Genomic DNA, 26974 nt, shown 5'->3' with positions numbered 1-26974 from the left:
CGCCGCCGGCGCTGCGCGCAGCGCGACACGACCGAGACGGGGAGACGGGCGATGGCAGAGGCCGGCACCATCCTGAACGGGCACCGCACCGAACGCGAGGACAGCCGCCCGCTGCCCTCCGTCCTGATCGCCACCCGGCACGGCGAGTCCGTCGCCAACGTGGAGTTCCGGCTGGCCGAAGAGGCCGGTGCGCTGACCGTCCCGATCAACAGCCGCGACGCCGACATCCCGCTCTCCCTGCACGGCCAGGCCCAGGCACAGGCACTGGGCCGCTGGTGGGCCGGACTGCCCGCCGCCGACCGGCCGCGGGCGGTGTGGTGCTCGCCGTACGTCCGCACCGCGGAGACCGCGCGGATCGCCGTGGCGCAGGCCTCCGGGCTGGGGGCGGTGCCAGTGGGCGTGCCGGTGCGCTACGACGAACGGCTGAGGGACAGAGAGCTCGGCGTCCTGGAGATGCTCACCCGGGCCGCCATCGAGAAGGAGCACCCCACGGAGGCGGCACGGCGGCGGCGGATGGGTGAGCTGTACTACCGGCCGCCGGGCGGCGAATCGTGGCTGGACGTGGCACTGCGGGTGCGGGGGGTGCTGCGGGACCTCTGCGAGGAGGAGGCGGGACGGCCGGTGCTGGTGGTCGCGCACGACTGCACGGTGCTGATGCTCCGGCACATCCTGGACCGCCTCACCGAGGCGCAGCTGCTCGCCCTTGAGCCCGTCCGCAACTGCTCGACCAGCCTGTGGCGCGCCTCGGACGGCCGGCTCCGTCCCGACTTCTGGAACACCACCGACCACCTGCCGGGCGGGCAGGTCGGCTAGTGCCGGACCTCCCCGGGGCCACCGCCGCCGGTCGTCATCTCAGTAGGCGGCGCTCCTTGGCGGTGGCGACGGCACCCGCACGGGTCTCGACGCCGAGCTTGTCGTAGATGCGGCCGAGGTGGGTCTTGACGGTCGCCTCACTGATGAACAGGACGCGGGCGATCTCCCGGTTGCCCAGCCCCTCGGAGAGACGGGCGAGGATCTCCTGTTCGCGTTCGGTGAGCCGGGGGGCCGGGGCTCTCATCTGCGCCATCACCCGGCTCGCCACCGGCGGTGAGAGCACGGTGCGGCCGGCGGCCGCCGCGTGCACGGCCCCGAACAGCTCCTCCGGACGCTCGGCCTTCAGCAGGTAGCCGGTGGCCCCGGCGTCGATGGCGCGGGTGATGTCGGCGTCGGTGTCGAAGGTGGTGAGGACGAGGACGTACGGCCCGTCGGGCTCCGCGGTGATCCGCCGGGTCGCTTCGACGCCGTCGATGCCGCTGCCCAGTTGGAGGTCCATGAGGACCACCTGCGGCCGGAGCCTGGCGGCGAGGGTGACGGCCTCCTCCCCGCTGCCGGCCTCGCCGACCACCTCGATGTCGCCCGCGCTGGCGAGCAGCGCGAGCAGGCCCGCCCGGACGACCGCGTGGTCGTCGCAGACGAGGAGCCGAACCGGCGGGTTCATCCCGGCCTCCCGGTGTGCAGGGGAACGGCGGCGGAGAGCACGGTGCCCTCGCCCGGGGTGCTCTCGACGGTGAGGGTGCCGCCGAGCTGGCGGAGTCTGGCCCGCATGGCCGGCAGGCCGTGGCCGCGGGAGGCCGTCGCCCCGGAGGTGTCCGGCGGCAGGCCGCAGCCGTTGTCCGCTATGTCGAGGACGGCCTGGTCGCCCAGGTAGGAGAGGGTGAGCGCGGCGGCGGAGGCGTCGGCGTGCTCACGGACGTTGGCGAGGCCGCCCTGCGCTATCCGCAACAGCGCGGACTGGGCGGCGGGCGGCAGCGGGACGGGCGTGCCGTCGAGGTGGAAGCGGACGGGCAGGCCGGTCTCCGCGCTCTCACGGTCGGCGAGGGCCCGCAGGGCGTGGTCGAGCCCGCCGCCGTCGGCCAGCTCGGCCGGTGCGAGGTCGTGGACGAAGCGGCGGGCCTCGGCGAGGTTGCGGCCGGTGACGGCAACGGCCGTACGGACGTGGCGGCGTGCCGTGTCCGGGTCGGCGTCCCAGGTGCGGTCGGCGGCCTGAAGCAGCATCTGCTGGCTGGAGAGGCCCTGGGCGAGGGTGTCGTGGATCTCCATGGCGAGGCGTTCCCGTTCGGCGAGGGTGCCCTCGCGGCGCTCGGTGGAGGCGAGGTCGCGACGGGTGCGGACGAGGTCGTCGACGAGTGCCCGTTGCCGGGCGGTCTGTCTCCGCATGGTGAGGAAGACGGCGGTGGCGAGGGCCGCGACGGTGGGCGGCAGGATCAGCAGGGTGGCGTCGGCCTGGCCGGGCAGCCGGGCCTGGCCGACGGTGACCAACGCGGTGAGCACGGCGACCAGCGGCAGGGCGGCCTTGGTGGGCAGGGTGCGCAGCGCGGTGTAGACGAGCGGGACGGCGCACCAGGCGAAGCTCGGCGCCAGCAGGACGAGGACCACCCAGAGGGCGACGACCAGCGCGAGCACGCCTGCTGCGGTACGGCTGCGGCGGACGGCGTGCGCGGCGGTGCGCCGCGTGGCGTGGCCGACTGCGCTGCTGCTGGGCCGGATGGCAGCCCGATTTGATGGTGCCGGCTCGCCGACGGCGTCCTCACCGGCACCGTCCTCACCGGCACCGTCCTCGCCGGCACCCTCCTCACCGGACGGACCGGCGTCCGAGGCGTCCGCGCGGGGCGGGGCGAGCAGCCGGGATCCGGTGAGCTGGGCGGCGGCGAGTGCGACGGAGAGGCCGATCACCCAGGGGGTGGCCGGGCTGTCGGGGTGGTGGGTGAGGAAGCGGCTGAGGGACCCGGCGAGGAGCAGCAGGAAGGCCGCGTCGAGGACGAGCACGAGGCGGCGTTCGTCGGCGTCGGTGCGCTGCGGCGGTCGCACGTGGTCCTCCTGTTCTGCGGGGTCCGGTTGTTCTGCGGGTCTGGCTGCGGGTGCCGCCCCGATGTGATGTGGTGCGCGCTGACCCTCGGTGTCCCGACGCTCCGGCGTTCCGACGCTCCGGCGTTCCGACGCTCCGGCGTTCCGGCCGCCGGTCGGCACCGGCCCACGGACACCCACCTGCCGGTGACAGGCCGAGGGTCGGCCCCAAGGACCGGTCACGAACCGACCGTTTCCTGGTTGGGATTCTGGCCGGTCCGCCGATGCCGCACATCGGCCGATCGGTTGACCCCGGTGTCCTCCATCATGCCTGCGGAGGCGAGCCGGAACGCCGACGCGGTGGAGGGGGTGCGGCCTTGAGGATCGAAGTGTGTCCGAGCCGCAGGGGCCGGACCGGTGAGTCGCCGAGGAGTCGGAATGAAGAAGACGTCGATGCGGGCACGAGTGCTGGGCGGCGCCGTGGCGGTGGCCGCCCTGGGGGCGGGCACCTTCGGTGCGGTGGCGGCGAGCGCGGAGACTCCCGGCGCCGCCGGTGCCCCTGCGGTGGCCCGCGCCGAGGCCGGTGGCAAGGACGTGGTGTCCTCCTCGCACCTGTCGGTGGACGCCGCGACCAAGGCCGCACTGGCCGCGATGGACGCGGCCGGCAAGGGCGGCTACAAGGTCTCGGTCGCCGTGGTGGACCGCAACAGCAACACGATCGTGGCGCTGCGCGGCGACGGTGCCGGTCCGCAGTCGCCCGAGTCGGCCGAGCGCAAGGCCTTCACCGCGGTCTCCTGGAACGCCCCGACCTCCGAGCTGGCGAAGCGGCTGGCCCAGACGCCGAACCTGAAGGACATACCGGGCACCTTGTTCCTGGGCGGCGGCGCCCCGGTGCAGGCCAAGGGCGCACCCGTGGCGGCCATCGGCGTCGCCGGTGCCCCGAGCGGCGACCTCGACGAGCAGTTCGCCCAGGCGGGCGTCGCCGCCCTCGGCAAGTAACGCCGCGCGCCGCCGGCGCCGGGTGCCCCGCCCCGCGGCCCGGACCGTCCCGCCCCCGCGAGTGGCCGGATGACGGGCGGCCGGGCAACCGGGCGGCCGCCGTCCCTACCCGGGGGACGCGGCGGCCGCCCCATCACCGGGGACTCGCCCTGCCACCACGCCTCCGAGCACCCGCAGGCTCTGGCGGGCACCCACCGGCACCTCTCAAGCACGCCCCTCTGCCCGCTCCTTCGCGCTACACCCCTGCCGCGATCTCGGGGCTGGCGAAGGCGCGGCGGTAGGCGTGCGGGGTGGTGCCGAGGCGGCGGGCGAAGTGGTGGCGGAGGGTGGCGGCGTTGCCGAAGCCGCAGCGGGCGGCCACGGCGTCGATCGGCTCGGCGGTGCCCTCCAGGAGCCGCTGGGCGAGCAGCAGCCGCTGGCCGGTGAGCCAGCGGTGCGGGGTGGTGCCGGTCTCCTGCTGGAAGCGGCGGGCGAAGGTCCGCGGGGACATGTGGGCGAGGGCGGCGAGCCGCTCCACGGTGGCTTCCTCGTCGAGGTGGTGCCGCATCCAGTCCAGGACGGGGGCGAGCGAGTCGACGTCGGACTCGGGCAGTGGGCGGTTCACGAACTGGGCCTGGCCGCCTTCCCGGTGCGGTGCGACGACCATGCGCCGGGCGATGCCGCGGGCGACCTCGGCGCCCTGCACCTTGCGGACGAGGTGCAGGCAGGCGTCGATCCCGGCGGCGGTGCCGGCGGAGGTGATGACGGGGTCCTCGTCGACGTAGAGCACGTCGGGTTCGACGGTGGTGAGCGGGAAGCGCCGGGCCATCTCGGCGGCGTGCTTCCAGTGGGTGGTGGAGCGTCGTCCGTCCAGGAGCCCGGCGGCGCCGAGCAGGAAGCTGCCGCTGCAGATGGAGAGGGCGCGGGCACCGCCCTCGACGGCCGCGCGCAGGGCCGCGACGAGGGCGGGCGGGTACTCGTCGCGCAGGCCGGTGGCGGTGAGGACGATCAGGTCGGCCCGGGCGAGGCGTTCGGGCCCGTACGGGACGTCGACGCTGAAGCCGGCGTGGGTGCGCTTGGGCCCGGGCCGGTCGGAGGCGAGGGCGAACTCGTACACGGGCAGCCCCTCCTCGCTGCGGTCGAGGCCGAACACCTCGCAGGCGACACCGAGTTCGAAGGGATGGACCTCCTCCAGCACGACGGCGACCACGTTCTTCAACTCGGCGGTCTTCAACTCGGCGGTCCTCGACTCGGTTCCGGGCTTCGGCATGGCTCCAGGATGGCGCTGGCAGTAATTCGATGCAAGAGGTCATTCCTGCCACTCGCCGGGCTCCCGGTCGGCCGGGAGAGTAGTGGCATGACTTCCACCGTGTTCGAGAACGCCATCGCCCTGTCCGTCCTCGTCGGCTCGTTCGCCCTGGTCGGGGCCGTCGTCGGTCGGGAGCTCGACCGCACCGGCCGGCACGGCCGCGACAACTGGCACCGCCCCGGCGGCTATCCCGCCGATCCGTCCGTCCCCGATCGGCTGCACCGACCCCCGGCCGTCCGGGACGGGGCCCCGGACGGCAGACTGGACGGATGGACGTCGTCATCCGCCGCGCCCGCGAACGGGACCTCGAACCGGCCGGCGAGCTCTCGGTCGAGGTCTACGTCGGTGACGGCTACAGCCTGGCCGAAGGGCCGTACGCCGGACTCCTCCGCGACACCCGCCGCCGCAGCGAGGAGGCCGAGCTCCTCGTCGCCGTCGACGGCCGGGACGAGCATGTGCTCGGCTGCGTGACCTTCGCGGTCGGCGGTACGGCCTGGGCCGACATCTCGCAGCCGGACGAGGGCGAGATCCGGATGCTGGCGGTCGCCCGGGCCGCCCGCGGCCGCGGAGTCGGCTCGGCCCTCGTCAGGGCCGCGATGGACCGCAGCCGCGAACTCGGCCTGACCGGCATGGCCTTCTCCACCCGCCCGGACATGACGGACGCCCACCGGGTGTACGAACGGCTCGGTTTCCGCCGCGCCCCCGAGCGCGACTGGGCCCCGATGCCCGGTATCGACCTGATGGTCTATGCCCTGACGTTCTGACGTGACTCGCCCCGAACGATTCGTTCGACCGGAGCCCGACCACACCGACACCCGCACCCGCACCGCACCCGCACGTGAACTCGACGGGCCGGGCGGAAGCACCCGCCGGCGACGGTGCCGAGCCGATGCCGATGCCGATGCCGATGCCCACGGCATCACCCGGCCGAGCCGCCCTCGAACCGCCCCGGAGCCATCGGCGAGTTGCAGGGGCAGGCGGTCAGGGTGAGCCCGACACCGCACCGAAGCCAGGACCGGCGGCACAGCGGCCGCCTCGCCGCGGCGGAAAGGGACTTGGTCACGGCGGAAAGGGTCCAGCTGCAGAGCCGGCGGTCCTCGCTCCGCGAGATTCGCCGATCCCCTGGGCTCCGGGCCGACCCGTCGAACCGGGCGGCACCCCCGTACCGTCACTCATGACTGGAGATCGTAGGCCATCGGGCCCGAACACTCCCGCGGCGGTGGCCGTTCCGTGAGCGGAGCGCGGGGGCGACGAGTGGGTCGGGTGTGCCCGAAGTGTGCACGGCCCGTTCGGCGAGGCCGTCGCAGCCACGGACGCGACACGCAGCGTGCACAAGATATGGGGGTACATCAGGGAGACACCACAACATGTATGCTCACTCTCGCTGTCGACGCAGGGGAACCCGGTGCAAGTCCGGGACTGCCCCGCAACGGTGAGCAGGCCCGTGAACGCCCGGGCCCGCGCAGTCCGAGGGCCTGCCGACGGTGTGCCACCGGCTTCCCCGCAGATGCCATGAAGCACAGCTGTACGTCCGGGCCTCGCGGGTGGGCCGGGTGGCGACGCGCACCCCCGACACGGTCGGGCGGTGCCGGTCCCCCCTGCCACGCGCATGCCCGGACGCGCCCCCGGCCCCCGGCCCGGGGGTGTCCGAAGCGTCCGCTGCCGCCACAGGAGAGAGTGCGCCTTGACCGTCGCTGCCTCAGTCACCCTGCCCTCCCAGGGATCCGCCGACAACGACCGGCCCGACCCCGGTGCCGCGCTGCTCCGGCTGCTCACCGACCGCAGCACCGACCTCCCCCAGGTGGACCCCGGCCACGTCGCCGCCGCCGCGCTGCGCGGCCGCCACGCCGGTTCGGACTTCGCCGAGCTCCGCGGGCTGGCCGTGGAGGCCGCCGCGTCGATGATCGCCGAGGACCCGCAGTACTCGAAGCTCGCGGCCCGCCTGCTGGCGCTGGAGATCCGCGACGAGGCGGTCTCCCAGGGCGCGGTCACCTTCGCCGCCTCGATCGCCGTCGGCCACGCCGAGGGCCTGATCGGCGACACCACCGCGGCCTTCGTGGCCAAGCACGCGGCCGCCTTCGACGCGCTGGTCGACCTGCAGGGCGACGACCGCTTCGAGTACTTCGGCCTGCGCACCGTGCAGTCCCGCTACCTGCTGCGCCACCCGATCACCCGCAAGGTGGTCGAGACCCCGCAGTACTTCCTGCTGCGCGTGGCGGCCGGCCTCGCGATCGGCGACACCGAGCAGTCGGTGGCCGAGGTGGCCGAGCTCTACCGACTGATGAGCCGTCTGGAGTACCTGACGTCCTCTCCGACGCTGTTCAACTCCGGCACCAAGCACCCCCAGATGTCGTCCTGCTACCTGCTGGACTCGCCGCTGGACAACCTGGACTCGATCTACAACCGCTACGCGCAGATCGCCCGGCTGTCCAAGCACGCCGGCGGCATCGGCCTGTCCTACTCGCGGATCCGCTCCCGCGGCAGCCTGATCCGCGGCACCAACGGCCAGTCGAACGGCATCGTGCCGTTCCTGCGCACCCTGGACTCCTCGGTCGCCGCGGTCAACCAGGGCGGCCGCCGCAAGGGCGCGGCCTGCGTCTACCTGGAGACCTGGCACGCCGACATCGAGGAGTTCCTGGAGCTCCGCGACAACACCGGCGAGGAGGCCCGGCGCACCCACAACCTCAACCTGGCGCACTGGATCCCGGACGAGTTCATGCGCCGGGTGAACGCCGACGAGGACTGGTCGCTGTTCTCCCCCGCCGACGTGCCCGAGCTGGTCGACCTGTGGGGCGCCGACTTCGACGAGGCCTACCGCAAGGCCGAGCAGGCCGGCAAGGCCGTCCGCACCATCCCGGCGCAGACCCTGTACGCCCGCATGATGCGCACCCTGGCGCAGACCGGCAACGGCTGGATGACCTTCAAGGACGCCTCCAACCGGGCCGCCAACCAGACCGCGCTGCCCGGCCGCACCGTGCACTCCTCCAACCTGTGCACGGAGATCCTGGAGGTCACCGACGACTCCGAGACGGCCGTCTGCAACCTCGGCTCGGTGAACCTGGGCGCCCACGTGGCCGCCGGCGCCACCGCCGCCGACCTGCTGAACGCGATGGACTGGGAGCGCCTGGACGCCACCGTCCGCACCGCGGTGACCTTCCTCGACCGGGTCATCGACATCAACTTCTACCCGACCACCGAGGCGGGCACCTCCAACTCCCGCTGGCGGCCGGTCGGCCTCGGCGTGATGGGCCTGCAGGACGTCTTCTTCCAGCTGCGGATCGACTTCGACTCCGCCGAGGCGAAGACCCTCTCCACCCTGATCTCCGAGCGCATCATGCTCACCGCCTACGAGCGCTCCGCGGACCTCGCCGAGCAGTTCGGCCGCCACGAGGCGTACGGCGAGACCCGCGCGGCCCGCGGCGAGCTGCACATCGACCACTTCGGTGCCGCCGCCCCGCAGTGGACGGAGCGCTGGGACGCGCTGCGCGCCCGGATCGCCGAGACCGGCCTGCGCAACTCGCTGCTGCTGGCGATCGCGCCGACCGCCACCATCGCCTCCATCGCCGGCGTGTACGAGTGCATCGAGCCGCAGGTGTCCAACCTGTTCAAGCGCGAGACGCTCTCCGGCGAGTTCCTCCAGGTCAACCCGTACCTGGTGCGCGAGCTCAAGGAGCTCGGCGTCTGGGACCAGCAGACCCGGGACGCGCTGCGCGAGACCAACGGCTCGGTGCAGGACCTCAACTGGCTGCCCGCCGAGGTCCGTTCGCTGTACCGCACGGCGTGGGAGCTGCCCCAGCGCGCGCTGATCGACCTGGCCGCGGCCCGCATGCCGTACATCGACCAGAGCCAGTCGCTGAACCTCTTCATGGCGGCGCCGACCATCGGCAAGCTCAGCTCGATGTACGCGTACGCCTGGAAGGTCGGCCTGAAGACCACGTACTACCTGCGGTCGCGCCCGGCCACCCGGATCGCGCAGGCCGCCACGGGCGCCCGCGCCGCCGTGCCGGTGCCCGCGCCGACCATGAGCCAGGCCGAGCAGGACGCCATCGCCTGCTCCCTGGAGAACCCCGAGTCCTGCGAGGCCTGCCAGTGAGCACCGAAGACCGTCAGAAGATGCTGCTCGACCCGGGCTTCGAGCTGACGCTGCGCCCGATGCGCTACCCGTCGTTCTACGACCGGTACCGCGACGCCATCAAGAACACCTGGACGGTGGAGGAGGTGGACCTGCACTCCGACGTCGCCGACCTCGCCAAGCTGAGCGAGGGCGAGCGGCACATGATCGGCCGGCTGGTCGCCTTCTTCGCGACCGGTGACTCGATCGTCGCCAACAACGTGGTGCTGAGCCTCTACAAGCACATCAACTCCCCCGAGGCCCGGCTCTACCTGTCCCGGCAGCTGTTCGAGGAGGCCGTGCACGTCCAGTTTTACCTGACGCTGCTCGACACCTACCTGCCCGACCCGGACGACCGCGCGGCGGCCTTCGCGGCGGTGGAGAACATCCCCTCCATCCACCAGAAGGCGCAGTTCTGCTTCAAGTACATGAACGCGGTCGACCACATCGACTCGCTGCAGACCAAGGAGGACCGCCGCGCGTTCCTCCTGAACCTGATCTGCTTCGCGGCCTGCGTCGAGGGCCTGTTCTTCTACGGCGCCTTCGCGTACGTGTACTGGTTCCGCAGCCGCGGCCTGCTGCACGGCCTGGCCACCGGCACCAACTGGGTGTTCCGCGACGAGTCCATGCACATGGACTTCGCGTTCTCCGTCGTGGACACCGTCCGCGAGGAGGAGCCGGACCTCTTCGACGAGCAGATGGCCAAGCAGGTCACCGAGATGCTGGAGGAGGCCGTCGAGGCCGAGCTCCAGTTCGCCCGCGACCTCTGCGGCGAGGGCCTGCCCGGCATGAACACCGAGTCGATGCGCCAGTACCTGGAGGCCGTCGCCGACCAGCGCCTGGCCCGTCTCGGCCTGCCGATCCGCTACGGCTCCACCAACCCCTTCGGGTTCATGGAGCTGCAGAACGTCCAGGAGCTGACCAACTTCTTCGAGCGCCGGGTCTCCGCCTACCAGGTCGCCGTCGAGGGCTCGGTCTCCTTCGACGACGACTTCTAGGCCGCTTCCGGGCCGCCTCCGGGCCGCACGGCGCCGAAACCGGCGAAGGGCCGCACCCGGGATCCGGGTGCGGCCCTTCGCCGCGTGTTCCGCCGTACCGTCAGTCGTTGGGGACGGTGGCGTACTTGGGGGTGCCCTCGGACATCTGGCGCAGGGCGTCCTTGCGGTCCCGCTTGGAGAGCCGGTCGATGTACAGGTAGCCGTACAGGTGGTCGGTCTCGTGCTGCAGGCAGCGGGCGAAAAAGCCGGTGCCCTCGACCCGGACGGGGTTGCCGTCCTTGTCCTGGCCGGTCACCGCGGCGAAGTCGGGGCGGGCCAGTTCCATGTACGCGGTCGGCACGGAGAGGCAGCCCTCCGGCGAGTCGTCCAGCGCGCGGCGGCCGGCCGGCAGCTCCTCCAGCACCGGGTTGACGACGTGGCCGACGTGGCGCACGCCCTCGTCGTCCGGGCAGTCGTAGACGAAGACCTTGAGGTCGACGCCGATCTGGTTCGCGGCCAGGCCGACCCCGTCGGCGGCGTACATCGAGACGAACATGTCGTCGATGAGCGCGGCGAGTTCACCGTCGAACGCGGTCACCGTGGCGACCTCGCGGTGCAGCACCGGGTTGCCGAACACCGTGATCGGGCGGGCGGTGCCCTTCGAGACGTCGGGCAGCTCGCCGACGACCTGCTGCTCCGCCGTCTCGTCCTGCTCGGGGTGGTCGTGCTCGTGCTCGTCGGCCATCGCTGGTTTCCGCTCCGTGGTTCCGTCCAGGTGTACCGCTCAAGGGTACGGCGCCTGGCGGACCCGTTCCTCAGCAAACCTCTTCGAGGTCCCGGTACGCCCGGGTGGCGGGGGAGGCGGCCACCCAGCGGTCCAGCAGGGTGCGCACCAGCGAGGCCGGCGCGGCGATCCCGCACTCGCGCTCGGCGAGCCAGGAGGTGCCGGCGCTGCCCTGGCTGAGGTGGCTGAGGTGGCCGGGGTGGGTGGGGTCGCCGTCGTCGTGCGGGTCGTGGTGCGCGGTGTGGCCGTCGTCGATCGCCATCCGGCTCTCCGAGCAGGCCCGGCACAGCAGCCGCACCGAGCTCGTCCAGTCCTCGGCGGCGTACCCGGCGTCGGCGACCAGCCGCTCCAGGGCGTCCCGGTCACCCGCGGTGGCGGCCTGCAGCAGCACCACGAAGGTCGGCACCGGCGAGGGCGCCCACAGCTCGATCTCGTCGAAGACGGGGTAGGCGACGCCGTCCGCGACCCGCTCGCCGTGCGGGGCGCCGTCGTGCAGCACGACCTCGCCCCAGCGGCGGCCGGAGGACGGCAGCGGGATGGACAGCACCTCGATCCGGGCCGGGTCGAGCCGGCGGCCCCAGACCACCTCGGACTCGCCGTCCGGGGAGAGCCGCACCGGGGTGGTGCCGAGGTCCAGGTCGACGGGCCCGTCCGCGGCGGTGCCGGGCCCGCCGGGGAGTCTCAGTCCGTACGCCTGCCAGGCCCGGCGGGCGAGCGGCCAGTCCTGCAGGGCGGTGGCGGTGATGCCGAGGTTCCACCAGTCGGGGGCGCCGGTCTCGCGGTCCAGCAGGGCCACGGCGCGCAGCCCGGCGGTGCGGGCCTGCTCCCAGTCGCGACGGAACTTGTGCAGCAGGGCGAGGTTGAACCAGGAGTCGGAGAGCCACGGCTCCAGGTCGGCGGCCATGACGAGCAGCGCGCCGGCGTCCTCGTAGCGGCCGTCGCCGATGAGCGTGAAGGCACGGTCGGTCGTCTGCCGCCAGGTGGCCGACGGCCGGTGCCGTGCGCGGTGGAAGATCCTCACGTTCCGTCCCTGCCGTTGTCGTCCGCCAGTTCTCAGCACCTGCTCCGAGGCCGGCTGCTGCAACGGGAACGATCCGGTGTGCCGGGTGGCCCCGCATCCGGTGTTCCACGCTACGACCGCATCCAACCACGCCTGCGGCGGCCCGCGCTCCCTGCGCGGCGGTTCAGGCCGGTTCGCGGCCCGCGGTGCCCACTCTGGCCAATGCGTCGACCACGGCGGGGTCGTAGGCTCCGCCGCGTTCCAGCCGCAGGCGTTCCAGGGCGGCGAGGCCCGCGGTGGCCTCGGAGAGGCCCCGGGCACGGGCCTCCGTCCGCAGGTCGTCGTGGGCGTTGGCGACCCGGATGATCCGCGCCGCCAGCGGCAGGCTGCGGTCGGCGGCGCCGTCCGGCAGCCGGCAGGGGTCGGCGAGCCGGGCGACCTGTTCGCCGACCCGCCGCGGGACGCCGGTGCGCCGGATGACCTCGCTGCCGAGGCGGGCGATCCGCTGCTGCTCGGCGGCGGACAGCAGGGCGGTGGCACCGCCGGGGACGGGTTCGACGAGGGAGAGCTGGCCGATGTCGTGCATCAGCGCGGCGTACTCCAGTAGGGCGAGGTCCCTGGTCCCGAGCCCGAGTTCGCGCCCCAGCGCGCACGCCGTGTCGGCGACCCGGCGTGCATGCCCCGGTGGGGTGTAGCCGGCGGTCTCGGTGGCCCGGGCGAGCGCCTCGATGGTCTGGCCGGTGGTGGCGCGGATCTCGGCGGCCCGCCGGAAGGACGCCTGGGCGAGCAGCAGCGGGGTGCAGAAGAGCGGCAGCGCCCACAGGCCGACCTCGCCGGCCAGCAGGCTCACCAGCGTGCCGGTGGCGACGATCGCCGATCCGATGCCGAGCAGCGAGCGCAGTTCGTCCTCCAGTGCGGCGCCGAACCGCAGGCCGGCCCGGGCACGGTGCAGGACGGCGGCCAGCACGGTGTCGCAGAGCGCGGTCAGCGCGGCCACGCCGGTCAGCAGGGCCCCGTAGACCGGTCCGGAGAGCGGGGCGCGGTCGAGCAGCCCGCTGCCGTAGACCGGCTGGAAGAGCACGGCGGCGAAGGCCGTGGTGAGCAGCCTGCGGGCGGCGGTGTCGGCCCGCACGGTGTCCCCGCGGAGCGCGCCGGGGCCCGTGCCGTCGGCCCGGCCCCTGCCGCCGCTGCCGCCGGTGGTGGCGGTGCCCTTGGTGCGGCCCGAATCGGTGCCACCGGGGTCGGTGCGGCGGCGGGCACGGACGGCGGGCAGGGCGAGCGGCAGCTGTCCGGCGAGGGTGCCGAGCCCGGTGACCGCGACGACCTGCAGCGTTCCGTGGTCGGTGGAGGTCGCGTGGAGCGGTCCGAGCAAGGCGTAGGCGAGCGCCGCGGCGCTGCCGAGCGGGGCCTGCTCGCGGTCGCCGGGCAGGGTGATCCGCGTCCACTCGCCGACCGCGACGGCCGCGCCGAAGGCGAGCGCCACCCGTGGCTGGGCGAGTCCGTGCAGGGCGACGTGCAGCAGCGCGGCGGCGAGCAGCAGCGCCGCGGCGGCGTGGACGGCGGACGGCGGGAGCCGGAGGCCGCGCCGGCCGGTTCTCACGGGGTGCCGCCCGCGCTGATCCGGCCGCCGGGCCCGGGCACCCGGCGGGCGGGCTCGGGGACGCCGAGCGGGATGTCGGGCACCTCGCCGTCCCAGCCGCCGGGCGGCGGCGGTTCGGGCTGCCAGCCGTGCCGGTCGACGGCGGCGACCAGGGCGGTGACCATCACCGGGTCGAACTGGCTGCCGGCGCAGCGCTGGAGTTCGACGACGGCCTCGGCGACCGGGCGGCCGCGCCGGTAGGAGCGGGTGGAGGTCATCGAGTCGAAGGCGTCGGCGACGGAGATGATCCGGGCGAACTCGGGGATGCGCTCGCCGGCCAGCCCGGCCGGGTAGCCGCGGCCGTCGAGCCGTTCGTGGTGGTGCAGGATGCCCTCGCGGGCCTCACCGAGGAAGGCGAGGTCGCGGACGAGTTCGTGGCCGAAGACGGGGTGCACCTCGACGGCGCGGCGTTCGGCCTCGGTGAGCGGGCCGTTGCGGCGGAGCAGTTCGGTGGCGACGCCGAGCTTGCCGACGTCGTGCAGGGTGCCGGCGAAGTGCAGGGTGCGGATCCGGTCCTCGGCCATGCCGAGCTGGCGGGCCATCAGGACGGCGGCGCGGCCGACCCGTTCGCTGTGGCCGCGGGTGTAGGCGTCCTTGATCTCCACGGCCTGGACGAGGGCGCGGACGGTGGCCCGGTGGGTGGCGGCCTCGCGGTGGCCCTGGGCGAACATCCAGGCGGAGATGGACAGCGGCAGCAGGGCGAGGACGGCGGCGAAGGCGCCGTAAGGGCCCTGCCACAGGACGGCGACCATCAGTCCGCCGGCGCCCTGGACGAGGGCGGGCAGCACGACGGCGCCGGTGGCGCGGGCGAGGTCGGCGGGGTGGGTGCCGCGGGCCCGGCGGGCCGCGCAGAGCTGCCGCATCACCCCGACCAGGGCGGCGTTGACCAGGCAGAACACGGCGACGGCGGCCAGGGCGCCGAGGGCGGCGGTCGGGAAGTGCGTGCCGAACAGCAGGTGCGGTCCGCCGAGCAGGCGGTAGACGGCGGCGGCGGCGAAGGCGGCGACGGCCAGCTGGGCGGCGTTCCACAGCCGGCGGAGCCGGCGGGGGGCCGGGACGTGGGCGGTGAGCGCGCCGGGGACGGCGACCAGTGCGGCGGCGGCGGGCGCCAGCAGCAGGACACCGGCGAAGAGCACCGGGAAGAAGCCGCGGCCGGGCAGCGCCCGGACGGCCTCGCGGGCCTCGCGGGGCGGGCGGCGCAGCAGTCGGCGGCCGAGCCGGGCGCACGGGGTGGGCAGGCCGAGGGCGAGCGACTCGGCGCAGGTGTGCAGGAAGGCGAGCAGGCCGAGGCGGGGCCAGTCGACCGGGCCGCCGAGCGGGCCGTGGACGGGGACGGCGAGCGGAATCAGGCAGCAGAGGGCGCCGGCCAGTACGGCGGCGGCGTACCGGGCCGCGGTGCCGGTGAGGGCGTCACCCTCGCATTCGCTGGCGATGTCAGCCTCCCCCGCCGTGGCCGGCCCGTCCGGTCCGCGGGCCAGTGAGGAGAATAGGCCCCGGTTCGCGGGCCGGGGCGCACGATCGCGCAATGACGCTGCCGACACCGGGCCAGCTCACCCGAACGAGTGAAACGATCCAATGGTGGGGACGACTTGAGCCCGGATCACCCGGGGCGCGGCCCTGAGAGCGCTTCCCGAAGGCTTCCTTAAGAGAGGCCCAAGCCTCGCCCAGAACTCTTGACCCGACCAGTGGTCCAGTCCATTTTGGGGATTGACCCCGTCCGGAAGGGGGCGGCCGCCACCGCGGCCGCAGTTGCTCCACGGCATCGTGCGCGGATGCCGACCGTCCTTTGTGCCCGGCGCCGCCCGAACCTCCCGGGCGGCGGTCCCCCCATGCCCCGGAGAGGTCCCCGATGGAACGTGCCCAGCTCCACTCCCCCGCACCCGGCCGGCACCGCCGCCGGCGCGGTGCCGCCGCCGCGGCGGCGATCGCCGTGCTCGGCCTGGCCGCCGCCGGTGCCGCCGCCGCCCTGAGCGGTGGCGACGCCCTGGCCTCCACAACCGCGGCCGCGCCGCTCGGAAGCAACTGGTACGCCTCGGCCCCGTACCTGATGCCGGAGGACAACTCGCCGCCGGACGTCGCCGCGGTGATGGACGCGACCGGTCAGAAGGCCTTCCAGTTGGCCTTCATCCTCGACTCCGGCGGCTGCACCCCGGCCTGGGGCGGCACCTCCTCGATCGACACCGACACCGCCATGCCGGCGGTGATCCAGAAGATCCGGGCGAAGGGCGGCGACGTCTCGATCTCGGTCGGCGGTTACGGCGGCAACAAGCTCGGCCAGGGCTGCGGCACCCCGGAGGCGACCGCGGCCGGCTACCAGAAGGTGATCACCAAGTACCAGCTGAAGGCGATCGACTTCGACCTGGAGGAGCCGGAGTACGAGAACGCGGCGGCGATCCACAACGAGATCGGCGCGGCGAAGATCCTCCAGCAGAACAACCCCGGCCTCTACGTCTCGATCACCACCGCCGGCACCAACGCGGGCACCGGCTGGTTCGGCACGCAGATGCTCAACGAGGCCAAGTCGCAGGGCTTCACGCCGAACAACTACTCGATCATGCCGTTCGACGGCGGCTTCAACGGCGCGGCGGCCCAGACCGACGCGCTGGTGAAGTTCAACAAGATCCTGCAGACCACCTTCGGCTGGGACGAGGCCACCGCCTACGCCCACGAGGGCGTCTCGCTGATGAACGGTCGGACCGACGCCGCCGAGTACTTCAAGCAGGCCGACTTCCAGACGGTGCTGGACTTCGCGACCGCGCACAAGCTGGCCCGCTACACCTACTGGTCCGTCAACCGGGACCGCCAGTGCGCCGGCACGGTGGACCCGGGCCTGTCCGGCTCCTGCTCCAGCGTGGCCCAGAACGACTGGGACTTCACCAAGTTCACCGTGAAGTTCGCCGGGGCGACCCCGCCCACCGGCACCCCGACCGCGACGGCCTCGCCGACCTCGTCGAGCTCGCCCACCTCGTCGGCCTCGCCGACCGGCAAGCCGGGCACCTGCACGCTGCCCGCGTGGAACGCGTCGACCGTCTACACCAACGGCAACAAGGTCTCGTACCAGGGCCACAACTACCACGCGAAGTGGTGGACCCAGAACGAGATCCCGACCAACAGCGGCCAGTGGGGCGTCTGGGCCGACGACGGCCCCTGCTGACGCTCACGGCGGGTGCGGTGAGGGCCGGCGACCGGGCACGACCGGTCGCCGGCCCTCACCGGTGCCGTCGGGGCACGGCCGCCGCGCGGGCGGACGCTACTCGGCCGCCGCCGCGGTGGCCGTGGTGGCGCCGTGCCCGGCGCCCCCCTCGGCCTGCGCCTGGGCGGTGCGCTGGCCGGCCCGAATCGAGTCGATCCGGGCGAGCACCTTGGTGCGCAGGTCCGCCGGGGTGTCGTCACAGCCGCAGGAGCGCTTGATCAGCGCCTTGATGGCCTGTTCGAGCCCGTACTTCTCCAGGCAGGGCGAGCACTCCTCGAAGTGCACGCGCAGCTTGACGCAGTCGCCCTCGGCCATCTCGTTGTCGAGGAATTCGTAGAGGTGGTCGAGCACCTCGCCGCACTCGGTGTCGTGCGGATCGCCGCAGCTCATGAGCCCGCGCCCTTCGCTTCCTGCCCTGCGCCGCTGCCCGCCGGGACGAGTCCGCGCTCACGGGCGTAGTCCTCCAGCATGCCGCGCAACTGGCGGCGGCCACGGTGCAGCCGGGACATCACCGTACCGATGGGTGTACCCATGATGTCCGCGATCTCCTTGTAGGCAAAGCCCTCGACGTCCGCCAGATACACGGCGATCCGGAATTCCTCCGGGATCGCCTGCAGGGCGTCCTTGACGTCGCTGTCCGGGAGGTGGTCCAGCGCCTGGGCCTCCGCCGACCGCAGGCCGGTCGACATGTGCGACTCGGCCCTGGCGAGCTGCCAGTCCTCGATCTCCTCGGCCGCGGTGCGCTGGGGCTCGCGCTGCTTCTTGCGGTACGAGTTGATGAAGGTGTTGGTGAGGATGCGGTAGAGCCACGCCTTGAGGTTGGTGCCCTCGCGGAACTGGTGGAACGACGCGTACGCCTTCGCGAACGCCTCCTGCAGCAGGTCCTCCGCGTCCGCGGGATTGCGGGTCATCCGCAGGGCGGCCGAGTACATCGGGTCGAGGAAGGCCAGCGCGTCGCGCTCGAAGCGCTCGCGGCGCGCGTCCTCGCTCTCGTCCGCGGACACCCGGAAGGTGTCCTCACCGATCGCCTCGGCAAGCTCGTCACCGGTGAGCGTCCCGCCCTCCGGCAGGCCCTCGCCCGGCACGGCCTCGTCCTCGGTCCCGACGACCGGACCCACCTCCTCGGAGCTGCGGGGCCCACCCACCGCGGGCCGACCCGAAATGGAGGATATCCGGCCCACCGGCTTCTCGCCCGCGACAATCCATTCCGACCAGTCGGGCACGAAGGCGCCTTGCGCCGCGCGCTCCTCCGGCCGCTCGGGGCACGCGATCGAACCCATGGACGCTGCCTTTCACCCGGGACTTGCTGACGGTCCTCACAACCGCGCGGCACCGCCGTGCATTCCCGCCGTCGCTCACCCGATCGACGGAACCGATCCCAGCCAGTCCCCGACCGCCGCGACCAGCGCCTCCAGGGTCTCCTCCTGGCCGACCGGCGCCCGCTTGGGCACCACGAAGCCGTGGTTGCCGTACGGCACCTCGACCAGCCGGTGGCCCTCCGGCAGCACGGGGAACTCCTCCGGGGTGCCGAAGGTGTCCGCGCCGCCCTGCACCACCAAGGTGGGCAGGCCGCTGTTCAGCAGCTCCTCGGCCCGGCTCCTCTCCGGCTTGCCCGGCGGGTGCAGCGGGAAGGCCAGCGCCAGCACCGCGGCCGCCCCCGAGGCGAGGCCCGTCCGGCAGGCCACCCGGGCGCCGGCGCTGCGGCCGCCCACCACCAGGGGCGGTCCCTCGGCGGCGAGCCCGGCCGCGACCGGCAGCCACGCCTCGTCCAGGGTCTTCGGCGCCGGGCCCAGCTTCCTGCCGGCCACCCGCCACGGCTGCTCGACCAGTGCCACCGACACGCCCCGGGCCGGCAGCGCGGCGGCCAGCGCCTGCAGGTCCCGCGCCTCCACGCCGCCGCCGGCCCCGTGCCCGAGCGCCAGCAGCACCCGGGGCCGCTCGGCCGCGAACGTCGTCACCCGGGCATCGCCGACCGGCGTCGGCACCAGCTTCTGCATCACCAGCTTCTGCATGGGGCCGAGCCTAGGCCGTGGGGCGGCCCGCGCCGGGCGGCCGCCCTCGGGCCGGCGCCGCCGGACCGGGCCCGCGCCGTCAGAAGAGCGTCGTGCGGTCGTCCTCGGTCAGCTCCCGGACGAGTTCGGGGCCGTTGTTGCGGATGCTGCCGACCGCGGCGCCCACCGGGTGCACGGTGAGCGCACCGGGCGGCGGCGGCACCAGCAGGGCCCGCAGCGCCGCCGGGTCGTCCAGGCCCGGGTCGAGCCAGGCGTCGAAGGAGCCGGGGTCGAGGAAGAGCGGCATCCGCTCGTGGATCGGGGCGAGCATCGGCTCGGCCTCGGTGGTGACCACGGTGCAGGTGACCCGCCAGGCCTGCGGGTGGTCCGCGGGGAGGGTGCGGTCCCGCCAGAACTCGTACAGGCCGGCGAGCGCGAGCGGGCTGCCGTCCGCCCGGGAGACGAAGTACGGCTGGCGCGGCGGCCGGTCGGGGCCTGCCGGTGCGGTCTGCCACTCGTAGTAGCCGTCGGCCGGGAGCAGGCAGCGGCGGGAGGCGAAGGGCTGGCGGTAGGCCGGCTTCTCGTGCACGGTGTCGGCCCGGGCGTTGATCATCTTCACCGCGGTCTCCGGCGACCTCGCCCAGGACGGGATCAGGCCCCAGCGCAGCACCCGCAGCTGCCGCACCGGCCGCTGCCGACCCTTGGGCGGCCGGTCCAGCACCGCGTAGACCGGTGAGGTCGGGGCCACGTTCCAGTTGGGCGCGATCGTCTCGGCCGGGTCCCACTGCTCGACGCCGAACACCTCGACGATGTCCTCGGGCCTGCTGCTGGAGGCGAAACGACCGCACATGGGGGCCAAGCCTGCCATGCCGGCCGGACGGCCCGGGGGCGGTTCCGGCAGCCGGACGGCCGCTCCCGGGAGGGCCCCCGGGGGAAGGGCTCGGGGGGCCCGGGACCGGCCGGGGACGAACCGGAGCGAACCGACCGCTACCGCCGCGGCGTCCTGGCATGGGAGGCTGCCGGACCGGCAGCACCACGGGAGGCAGGACGAGCATGGAGATCGCGGACGTCTGGCAGCGGGTGGCGGGCGTCCAGCCCGAACCGCCGGGCTGGCTGGTGCTCACCACCGCCGCGCTCGCCCTGCTGGCGATCCTGCCGGCGCCGGTCTGGCGGGTCACCCGCACCGTGGTGACCATCGCCCACGAGGGCGGCCACGGCGTGGCGGCCCTGATGACCCGCCGGCGGCTCTCCGGGATCCGGCTGCACTCCGACACCTCGGGCCTGACCATCTCCTCCGGCCGCCCGACCGGCCCCGGGATGATCCTCACCGCGGCGGCCGGATACGTGGCGCCCTCGCTGCTGGGCCTGGGCGGCGCCGCGCTGCTCGCCGACGGCCGGATCACCGCCCTGCTGTGGATCTCCATCCTGCTGCTGGCCGGGATGCTGGTGATGATCCGCAACGCCTTCGGCCTGCTCGCGGTGGTGCTCACCGGCGCGCTCTTCCTGGTGGTGTCCTGGTACGGCGGCAGCCAGGTGCAGGCCGCGTTCGCCTACCTCGGCGTGTGGTTCCTGCTGCTGGCGGGGGTGCGGCCGGTGGTCGAGCTGCAGGCCAAGCGGCGCTCCGGCGGGGCCCCGGACTCGGACGCGGACCAGCTGTCCCGGCTCACCGGGGTGAGCGCGGTGCTGTGGGTGGCGCTGTTCCTGGTGGTGTCGCTCTCCTGCCTGCTGGGCGGGGCGAGCTGGCTGCTGCACTGGAAGCACTGAGCCCGGGCACCGGCGCGCCGCCGACGGCGGGTGGGCACACCGTGGGCACGGAATCACCGCAGACCCCCCGTCCGCCATGCGATCGGGCACCGGGCCGTCGTCGGGCGGCCCCCTAGACTTGGCGCATGACCGATGCCCTGTGGCCCGCCCCCGTCGCCACCGCAGCCGTGGACGCGACCGTCACCATCCCCGGCTCCAAGTCGGCGACCAACCGCGCGCTGGTGCTGGCCGCGCTCGCCGACGGCCCCGGCTGGGTCCGCCGGCCGCTGCGCAGCCGCGACTCCCAGCTGATGGCGGACGGCCTGCGGGCGCTCGGCGTGACGGTCGAGGAGACGGTCAACGAGGCCAGCGGCGGCACCGGCGGCGGCGAGGCATGGCGGGTCATCCCCGCGCCGCGGCTGCTCGGCCCGGCCCGGGTGGACGTCGGCAACGCCGGCACGGTCATGCGCTTCCTGCCCCCGCTCGCCGCGCTCGCCGACGGCCCCGTCCACTTCGACGGCGACCCGCGCTGCTACGAGCGACCCCAGCACGGCGTGATCGACGCGCTGCGCGCCCTCGGCGTGCGGATCGACGACGGCGGCCGCGGCGGCTTCCCGCTGACGGTGCACGGCACCGGCGCGGTGGACGGCGGCGCGGTCGACGTGGACGCGTCCTCGTCCTCCCAGTTCGTCTCCGCCCTGCTGCTGTCCGGCGCCCGCTACAACAACGGCGTCGAGATCCGGAACACCGGCGGGACGGTCCCCTCGCTGCCGCACATCCGGATGACGGTCGACATGATCCGCAAGGCCGGCGGCCAGGTGGACGCGCCCGAGGACGGCGGCGAGAAGGACGTCTGGCGGGTCACCCCCGGCGCGCTGATCGGCCGCGACCTGGTGGTCGAGCCGGACCTCTCGAACGCGGCGCCGTTCTTCGCCGCGGCGCTGGTCACCGGCGGCCGGGTGACCGTCCGCGACTGGCCGAAGCACACGTACCAGCCGGGCGACCAGCTGCGCGACATCTACACGCAGATGGGCGGCGCCTGCCGGTTCACCGACGAGGGCCTGGAGTTCACCGGCACCGGCAAGGTCCACGGCATCGAGGCCGACCTGCACGACGTGGGCGAGCTGACCCCGGTGATCGCCGCGGTGGCCGCGCTCGCGGACTCCGAGTCCCACCTGTACGGCATCGCCCACCTGCGGATGCACGAGACCGACCGGCTGGCCGCGCTCGCCAAGGAGATCAACGACCTGGGCGGCGACGTCTCGGAGACCGAGGACGGCCTGCGGATCCGGCCTCGTCCGCTGCACGGCGGCGTCTTCCACACCTACGAGGACCACCGGCTGGCGACCGCCGCCGCGGTGATCGGCCTCGCCGTGGAGGGCGTGCAGGTGGAGAACGTGGCGACCACCGCCAAGACCCTGCCGGACTTCCCGCAGATGTGGGCCGACCTCCTCGGCCAGGGCTGACGGGGGCGAAGCAGCATGCGCCGCTACGGCAAGGACGCCGACGAGGACGACATCCGCAACCGCCCGGCCCGCCGGGGCTCCCGGCCCCGCACCCGGATCCGGCCCAAGCACGAGGACGCCGCCGAGGCGATGATCCTCACCGTCGACCGCGGGCGGCTGACCTGCCTGGTCGACCAGGGCACGAAGAAGGAGCGCGAGGTCGTCGCCATGAAGGCCCGCGAGCTGGGCCGCAAGGGCGTCGTGGTCGGCGACACGGTGAGCCTGGTCGGCGACCTGTCCGGGGAGCCGGACACGCTGGCCCGGATCGTCCGGGTCGCCGAGCGCAGCTCGGTGCTTCGGCGCACCGCGGACGACGACGACCCGTACGAGCGGATCGTGGTCGCCAACGCCGAGCAGCTGGCCATCGTCACCGCGCTGGCCGACCCGGAGCCGCGGCCGCGGCTGATCGACCGCTGCCTGGTGGCGGCGTACGACGCCGGGATGGAGCCGCTGCTGGTGCTCACCAAGTCCGACCTGGCGCCGGCCGAGCCGCTGCTGGAGTCGTACGCGCCGCTGGGCATCTCCTACGTGGTGACCCGGCGCGACGAGCTGGAGACGACCGGCGCGGAGGCGGTGCGCGAGCACCTGCGCGGGCTGTCGACGGTGTTCATCGGGCACTCCGGCGTCGGCAAGACCACGCTGGTCAACGCGCTGGTGCCGGAGCGGCAGCGGACGACGGGCCACGTCAACGCGGTGACCGGCCGCGGCCGGCACACCACCGTGTCGGCGCTGGCGCTGCGGCTGCCGCCGCCGCCCGGGGCCAAGCCGGGTTCGAGGAAGGCGCTGGATCCGGGCTGGGTGATCGACACCCCGGGCTTCCGCTCGTTCGGCCTGTCGCACATCGACCCGTCCCGGGTCATCCTCGCCTTCCCGGACCTCGAACCGGGCACGGTGGACTGCCCGCGGGCCTGCAGCCACGACGAGCAGGACTGCGCGCTGGACGCCTGGGTGGCGGACGGGCACGCCGAGCCCGCCCGGCTGTACTCGCTGCGCCGGCTGCTCGCGAGCCGCGAGACCCGCGAGGGCGACTGACCGCCACTGCGGGGACTCCGGGCCGTCCGAGGTGTCGGACGGCTCCCGGCCGGTGATCCTAGGAGCGTGGGACACGCTCGCATGGATGCTCCGAGGGGCAAGGGAGTCAGCCCGATGGCATGGGCCATGGTGATCCTCGCCGGTCTGCTGGAGACCGGCTTCGCGATCAACCTCAAACTGAGCCACGGCTTCACCCGGCTCTGGCCCACCATCAGCTTCTGCGCGTTCGCGCTGGGCAGCTTCGGCCTGCTGACGCTCTCCCTCAAGTCGCTGCCGGTCGGTTCGGCGTACGCGGTCTGGACGGGGATCGGCGCGGCCGGCACCGCGGTGTACGGGATGGTCTTCCTGGAGGAGTCCAGCAGCGTGCTGAAACTGGTGTCGATCACCCTGGTGATCGCCGGCGTGGTGGGGCTCCAGCTGAGCGGCTCCGGACACTGATCCGCACGCCGGTTCGGTCCGCCGTGCGAGCCGCGCTGACCCGGAGGGCCCCGGGTCGCTAGGGTTCGGGCATGGCCGATTACCACGACGACCTCCGACTCGCCCACGTCCTCGCCGACTCGGCCGACTCGGTCACCCTGGAGCGCTTCAAGGCGCTGGACCTCAAGGTCGAGACCAAGCCGGACCTCACCCCGGTCAGCGACGCCGACAAGGCGGCGGAGGAGCTGGTCCGCAGCGTGCTGCAGCGGGCCCGTCCGCGCGACGCCGTGATGGGCGAGGAGTACGGGCTGCAGGGATCGGGCCCGCGCCGCTGGGTGGTCGACCCGATCGACGGCACCAAGAACTACGTCCGCGGCGTGCCGGTGTGGGCGACCCTGGTGGCCCTGCTGGAGGAGGGCATCGACGGGGAGCTCCAGCCGGTGGTGGGCATCGTCTCGGCGCCCGCGCTGAACCGCCGTTGGTGGGCGGCGCGCGACCTCGGCGCGTACGCCGGGCGCAGCCTCGCCAAGGCGACCCGGATCCACGTCTCCGAGGTGTCCCGGGTCGAGGACGCCTCCTTCTCGTACTCCTCGCTGTCCGGCTGGGAGGAGCGGGGCCGCCTCGACCCGTTCCTGGACCTCACCCGGGCCTGCTGGCGCACCCGGGCGTACGGCGACTTCTGGTCGTACATGATGGTCGCCGAGGGGTCGGCGGACATCGCTGCGGAGCCGGAGCTGAGCCTGTGGGACATGGCCGCGCCGTGCATCGTGGTGCAGGAGGCGGGCGGCCGGTTCACCGGCCTGGACGGGGTGGACGGCCCGAACGGCGCCGACGCGGTGGCCACCAACGGTCTGCTGCACGCGGAGGCGCTGCGCCGGCTGAGCGTGTGAGCTGCCGAGCACGTGAACTGCTGAGCGGGTGAGCGGCCGGCCCGTCCGGCGGCGGGCGCGTTTCGGAGGGCGGGCGTGTTTCGGCGGGTGGTCGGCGAGGTTGCCGGCCACCCGCAGCGCGTTCCGGGCGGCGCTGAGGTCGCGGCAACTCCCTTGCAACAGAAGGCCCCTAGGCTCGTCGGGCCAGCGGCCGGTACCCGGTACCGCGCCTCCGTTCCCCGTGCGCCCCACCCCGCCGGGCCACTGCCGAGGGGGACTCCCCACGTGCGTACGCTCAGCAGCATCCGCCACCGGCTCGCCCTGCTCCTCGCCCTTCCGACCGGCGCCCTGGTGCTCCTCGGCGCGACCGGCACGGCCGCGCAGGCCGGGCGGTTCGCCGACGCCGGCCGGACCGGCGACCGGGTGGCCCTGGTGGTCGCCACCGAGGAGTTCGTCCACCAGCTCCAGCGCGAGCGCGGCCTGACCGCGGGCCTGCTCGGCGGCGAGGAGTCGTTCCGGGCCAGGGTCGGCCCGCAGCGGGAGGCCGCCGACACGGCCCGGCGGGCGCTCGACCGGTCCCTGGCCGCCGACCCGCCCGGCGCGGAGCGGGTGCGTGCGGCGCTCACCGGGCTGAGCACGCTGGCCGGGCTGCGCGGCCGGGCCGACACCGGCGCCGCCGACCGGGCGGAGGCGCTGAGGTTCTACACGGGCGCGGTCACCGCGCTGAACGCGGCGGCCTTCGCCGACCGGGACACCACCGGCGACCGGCCGCTGGCGGACGCGCTCGCCACGCTGGAGGCGCTGAGCCGGGCCACCGAGGCGGCGGCGCTGGAACGCGGCACGCTGAGCGGCGTGCTCGCGGCCGGCTCGTTCCGGGGCGGCGACTACCCGGCGTTCGTGCGGATCACCGCCGACCGGGGTGCGGCGCTCGCCGACGTGCCGCGCACCGCCCTGCCCGAACGGACCGCCGCACTGGACGCCGCGCTCCGCGGCCCCGCCGCGGTGGCCGCGGCCGGCATGGAGCAGCAGGCCCTGGACGGCTGGGCGGCAGCCCGGCTGCCGGTCCGCGCGGACGCCTGGTGGCAGGCGGCGACGGAGCTGGTCGACGGCCTGTACCTGGTGCAGTCCCAGGCGGCCGGCGACGCGTCGGCACGGGCCGCGGAGCTCCGCTCGCAGGCGCTGCGGGCCCTGCTGGTGGACGCCGGGCTGGCGCTCGCCGCGGCCGTCGGCGCGGTTCTGCTCGGCCTGCTGGCGACCCGGTCGATCACCCGGCCGGTGGCGGCGCTCGCCGCGGAGGCGGAGGAGCTGGCCGACCGGGTGCTGCCGGAGGCGGTGGAGCGGGCGCGGGCGGGCGGCGGGACGGCCTCGCCGGGCGCGGCCGCGGCGGCGGGCACCGCGGAGCTGGAGGTGCTGGGTGCGGCGCTGGACCGGGTGGCGGGGACGGCCGTCCGGCTGGCCGTCGAGCAGTCGGTGCAGCGCCGCAACACCGCGGGGTCGCTGGCCGGCCTGGGCCGGCGCAACCAGTCGCTGGTGATGCGCCAGCTCGGCCTGCTGTCGGCGCTGGAGCGGAGCGAGCAGGACCCGGCGGCGCTGGCGAACCTGTTCGAGCTGGACCACCTGGCGACCCGGATGCGGCGCAACGCGGAGAGCCTGCTGGTGCTGGTCGGCGAGGCGAGTCCGCGCCACTGGCCGCAGCCGGTGGCCCTGGGCGACGTGGTCCGCTCGGCGCTGGGCGAGGTGGAGGACTACCGCCGGGTCGTGCTGCGCCGGGTGGACGGGGTGCTGGTCGACGGGGGCGCGGTCGCGGAGGTGGCGCACCTGCTGGCCGAACTGATCGAGAACGCCCTGACCGCCTCGCCGCCGGACACCGACGTGGAGGTGTTCGCGCGACTCGGCGTGGACGGCTGCCTGGTCGTGGTGACGGACCACGGACCGGGCCTGGACGAGTCGGCGCTGGACCTGGCGAACACCCGGCTGGCGGGGCGGGAGAGCTTCCTGGTGGACGGCGGCGGACAGCTCGGCCTCTACGTGGTGGGCCGGCTGGCGGAGCGCCTGGGTGCGGTGGTGCGGCTCTCCCCGGCGCCGGTGCACGGGGTGACGGCGACGGTGGCGCTGCCGTCGGCGCTGCTGGCGGACGGGGTGCGGCCGGTGCCGGCGGTCGGGGTGGCGGGATGACCGGGTTCGACGCGGGCGAGGTGGTCCGCCCGTTCGTGATCACCGCGGGCCGCACCAGGCCGGTCCGGGACGAGCTGCGGGTGGAGACGCTGGTGACGGCGCAGCCGGCCGCGCTGGCGGCGCCGCTGGGGTTCGAGCGGCACCGGATCGTGGAGCTGTGCCAGTACCCGCGGTCGGTGGCCGAGCTGGCGGCGCTGCTGACGGTGCCGCTGGGGGTGGCCCGGGTGCTGGTCGCCGACCTGGCGGCGGAGCGGTTCGTGCGGGTGCACGAGCGGGCGGCGGAGGACGTGTCCGTGGCGCTGCTGGAGCGGATCCGGGACGGCCTGCTGCGGCTCTAGGGCTTGTGTGATGTTGTGATCAGTTGGGCGGTCGTACGAGGTCGTCTATCCAGATCATCGAGGCGCGAAGATGGAGGCCGGCGAGGTAGC

General features: G+C 74.2%; 24 protein-coding genes and 1 riboswitch. Of the genes, 13 read left to right on the top strand and 11 right to left on the bottom strand.

The window, feature by feature from the left end:
* Window positions 1-51 precede the first annotated feature (51 nt).
* Entirely contained in the window at window positions 52-813 is a 762-nt protein-coding gene (locus AB0O09_RS17210; protein ID WP_363542485.1) for a histidine phosphatase family protein, read from the top strand.
* A 34-nt stretch (window positions 814-847) separates the two neighbouring features.
* On the opposite strand, the gene AB0O09_RS17205 is transcribed toward AB0O09_RS17210, so the two are convergent.
* The gene (locus AB0O09_RS17205) at window positions 848-1477 is read right to left on the bottom strand and encodes a response regulator transcription factor (RefSeq protein WP_363542484.1); all 630 of its coding nucleotides are present in this window, start codon (window positions 1475-1477) and stop codon (window positions 848-850) included.
* The gene (locus tag AB0O09_RS17200; RefSeq protein ID WP_363542483.1) at window positions 1474-2847 is read right to left on the bottom strand and encodes a sensor histidine kinase; all 1374 of its coding nucleotides are present in this window, start codon (window positions 2845-2847) and stop codon (window positions 1474-1476) included. The genes AB0O09_RS17205 and AB0O09_RS17200 overlap by 4 nt, the downstream gene beginning before the upstream one ends.
* 414 nt (window positions 2848-3261) lie before the next feature.
* On the opposite strand from AB0O09_RS17200, the gene AB0O09_RS17195 reads away from it, so the two are divergent.
* A complete protein-coding gene (locus AB0O09_RS17195) occupies window positions 3262-3822 on the top strand; it encodes a heme-binding protein (protein ID WP_363542482.1) in 561 nt (186 codons plus the stop codon).
* A gap of 235 nt (window positions 3823-4057) precedes the next feature.
* On the opposite strand, the gene AB0O09_RS17190 is transcribed toward AB0O09_RS17195, so the two are convergent.
* The gene (locus AB0O09_RS17190) at window positions 4058-5071 is read right to left on the bottom strand and encodes a helix-turn-helix domain-containing protein (protein ID WP_363542481.1); all 1014 of its coding nucleotides are present in this window, start codon (window positions 5069-5071) and stop codon (window positions 4058-4060) included.
* A gap of 308 nt (window positions 5072-5379) precedes the next feature.
* Between AB0O09_RS17190 and AB0O09_RS17185 the strand changes: the two genes are divergently transcribed.
* The 3 genes from AB0O09_RS17185 to AB0O09_RS17175 all read left to right on the top strand — a co-directional run bounded on the left by AB0O09_RS17185 (window position 5380) and on the right by AB0O09_RS17175 (window position 10219).
* Window positions 5380-5874 (top strand): GNAT family N-acetyltransferase, encoded by a 495-nt coding sequence (locus tag AB0O09_RS17185; protein ID WP_344624459.1) that lies wholly within the window; start codon window positions 5380-5382, stop codon window positions 5872-5874.
* Between the two features lie 590 nt (window positions 5875-6464).
* A riboswitch (cobalamin riboswitch) is annotated at window positions 6465-6608 on the top strand.
* Window positions 6609-6818: 210 nt separating this feature from the next.
* A complete protein-coding gene (locus AB0O09_RS17180) occupies window positions 6819-9203 on the top strand; it encodes a ribonucleoside-diphosphate reductase subunit alpha (protein WP_363542561.1) in 2385 nt (794 codons plus the stop codon).
* A gap of 20 nt (window positions 9204-9223) precedes the next feature.
* A complete protein-coding gene (locus tag AB0O09_RS17175) occupies window positions 9224-10219 on the top strand; it encodes a ribonucleotide-diphosphate reductase subunit beta (protein WP_363542560.1) in 996 nt (331 codons plus the stop codon).
* A gap of 100 nt (window positions 10220-10319) precedes the next feature.
* Here AB0O09_RS17175 and def read toward each other — a convergent pair whose 3' ends face one another.
* From def to AB0O09_RS17155, 4 genes are all read right to left on the bottom strand, one after another.
* Window positions 10320-10943 (bottom strand): peptide deformylase, encoded by a 624-nt coding sequence (gene def, locus AB0O09_RS17170; RefSeq protein WP_344624460.1) that lies wholly within the window; start codon window positions 10941-10943, stop codon window positions 10320-10322.
* A 70-nt stretch (window positions 10944-11013) separates the two neighbouring features.
* Window positions 11014-12003 carry a hypothetical protein gene (locus AB0O09_RS17165; RefSeq protein ID WP_030267884.1) on the bottom strand — a complete coding sequence of 330 codons (990 nt, stop codon included), beginning with the start codon at window positions 12001-12003 and terminating at the stop codon, window positions 11014-11016.
* A 163-nt stretch (window positions 12004-12166) separates the two neighbouring features.
* Window positions 12167-13582 carry an HD domain-containing phosphohydrolase gene (locus AB0O09_RS17160; RefSeq protein ID WP_363542480.1) on the bottom strand — a complete coding sequence of 472 codons (1416 nt, stop codon included), beginning with the start codon at window positions 13580-13582 and terminating at the stop codon, window positions 12167-12169.
* Window positions 13579-15147: an HD-GYP domain-containing protein gene (locus tag AB0O09_RS17155; RefSeq protein ID WP_363542478.1), complete on the bottom strand. Its 1569-nt coding sequence runs from the start codon at window positions 15145-15147 to the stop codon at window positions 13579-13581. Before AB0O09_RS17155 ends, AB0O09_RS17160 begins: the two co-directional genes overlap by 4 nt.
* A 323-nt stretch (window positions 15148-15470) precedes the next feature.
* Here AB0O09_RS17155 and AB0O09_RS17150 point away from each other — a divergent pair, with 323 nt between their 5' ends.
* Window positions 15471-16775, top strand: a complete 1305-nt coding sequence (locus tag AB0O09_RS17150; RefSeq protein WP_363542477.1) for a chitinase — start codon at window positions 15471-15473, stop codon at window positions 16773-16775.
* A 96-nt stretch (window positions 16776-16871) separates the two neighbouring features.
* On the opposite strand, the gene rsrA is transcribed toward AB0O09_RS17150, so the two are convergent.
* The 4 genes from rsrA to AB0O09_RS17130 all read right to left on the bottom strand — a co-directional run bounded on the left by rsrA (window position 16872) and on the right by AB0O09_RS17130 (window position 19655).
* On the bottom strand, window positions 16872-17204 hold the full coding sequence (rsrA, locus tag AB0O09_RS17145) for a mycothiol system anti-sigma-R factor (RefSeq protein WP_363542476.1): 333 nt from the start codon (window positions 17202-17204) through the stop codon (window positions 16872-16874).
* Window positions 17201-17932, bottom strand: coding sequence for a sigma-70 family RNA polymerase sigma factor (locus AB0O09_RS17140; protein ID WP_317634021.1), 732 nt, complete (start codon window positions 17930-17932; stop codon window positions 17201-17203). Before AB0O09_RS17140 ends, rsrA begins: the two co-directional genes overlap by 4 nt.
* A gap of 237 nt (window positions 17933-18169) precedes the next feature.
* Entirely contained in the window at window positions 18170-18826 is a 657-nt protein-coding gene (locus AB0O09_RS17135; RefSeq protein WP_363542475.1) for an alpha/beta family hydrolase, read from the bottom strand.
* A gap of 79 nt (window positions 18827-18905) precedes the next feature.
* Entirely contained in the window at window positions 18906-19655 is a 750-nt protein-coding gene (locus tag AB0O09_RS17130) for an SOS response-associated peptidase (protein WP_363542474.1), read from the bottom strand.
* 203 nt (window positions 19656-19858) lie between these two features.
* Between AB0O09_RS17130 and AB0O09_RS17125 the strand changes: the two genes are divergently transcribed.
* The 7 genes from AB0O09_RS17125 to AB0O09_RS17095 all read left to right on the top strand — a co-directional run bounded on the left by AB0O09_RS17125 (window position 19859) and on the right by AB0O09_RS17095 (window position 26884).
* The gene (locus AB0O09_RS17125; RefSeq protein WP_344625555.1) at window positions 19859-20569 is read left to right on the top strand and encodes a M50 family metallopeptidase; all 711 of its coding nucleotides are present in this window, start codon (window positions 19859-19861) and stop codon (window positions 20567-20569) included.
* Between the two features lie 125 nt (window positions 20570-20694).
* Window positions 20695-22014, top strand: coding sequence for a 3-phosphoshikimate 1-carboxyvinyltransferase (gene aroA, locus AB0O09_RS17120; RefSeq protein ID WP_359983402.1), 1320 nt, complete (start codon window positions 20695-20697; stop codon window positions 22012-22014).
* 15 nt (window positions 22015-22029) lie between these two features.
* A complete protein-coding gene (gene rsgA, locus AB0O09_RS17115; protein WP_363542473.1) occupies window positions 22030-23085 on the top strand; it encodes a ribosome small subunit-dependent GTPase A in 1056 nt (351 codons plus the stop codon).
* 114 nt (window positions 23086-23199) lie between these two features.
* A complete protein-coding gene (locus AB0O09_RS17110; RefSeq protein ID WP_263103730.1) occupies window positions 23200-23523 on the top strand; it encodes a multidrug efflux SMR transporter in 324 nt (107 codons plus the stop codon).
* A 71-nt stretch (window positions 23524-23594) separates the two neighbouring features.
* Window positions 23595-24392, top strand: a complete 798-nt coding sequence (gene hisN / locus AB0O09_RS17105) for a histidinol-phosphatase (RefSeq protein WP_363542472.1) — start codon at window positions 23595-23597, stop codon at window positions 24390-24392.
* Between the two features lie 264 nt (window positions 24393-24656).
* Complete coding sequence (locus AB0O09_RS17100; RefSeq protein ID WP_363542471.1) at window positions 24657-26546, top strand: nitrate- and nitrite sensing domain-containing protein; 1890 nt, start codon at window positions 24657-24659, stop codon at window positions 26544-26546.
* Window positions 26543-26884: a DUF742 domain-containing protein gene (locus AB0O09_RS17095; RefSeq protein ID WP_359981210.1), complete on the top strand. Its 342-nt coding sequence runs from the start codon at window positions 26543-26545 to the stop codon at window positions 26882-26884. Before AB0O09_RS17100 ends, AB0O09_RS17095 begins: the two co-directional genes overlap by 4 nt.
* Window positions 26885-26974 lie beyond the last annotated feature (90 nt).

The organism is Kitasatospora sp. NPDC093679 (assembly GCF_040683455.1).
GTDB classification, from domain to species: domain Bacteria; phylum Actinomycetota; class Actinomycetes; order Streptomycetales; family Streptomycetaceae; genus Kitasatospora; species Kitasatospora arboriphila.
This window is presented reverse-complemented; position numbering and strand designations above follow the sequence as displayed.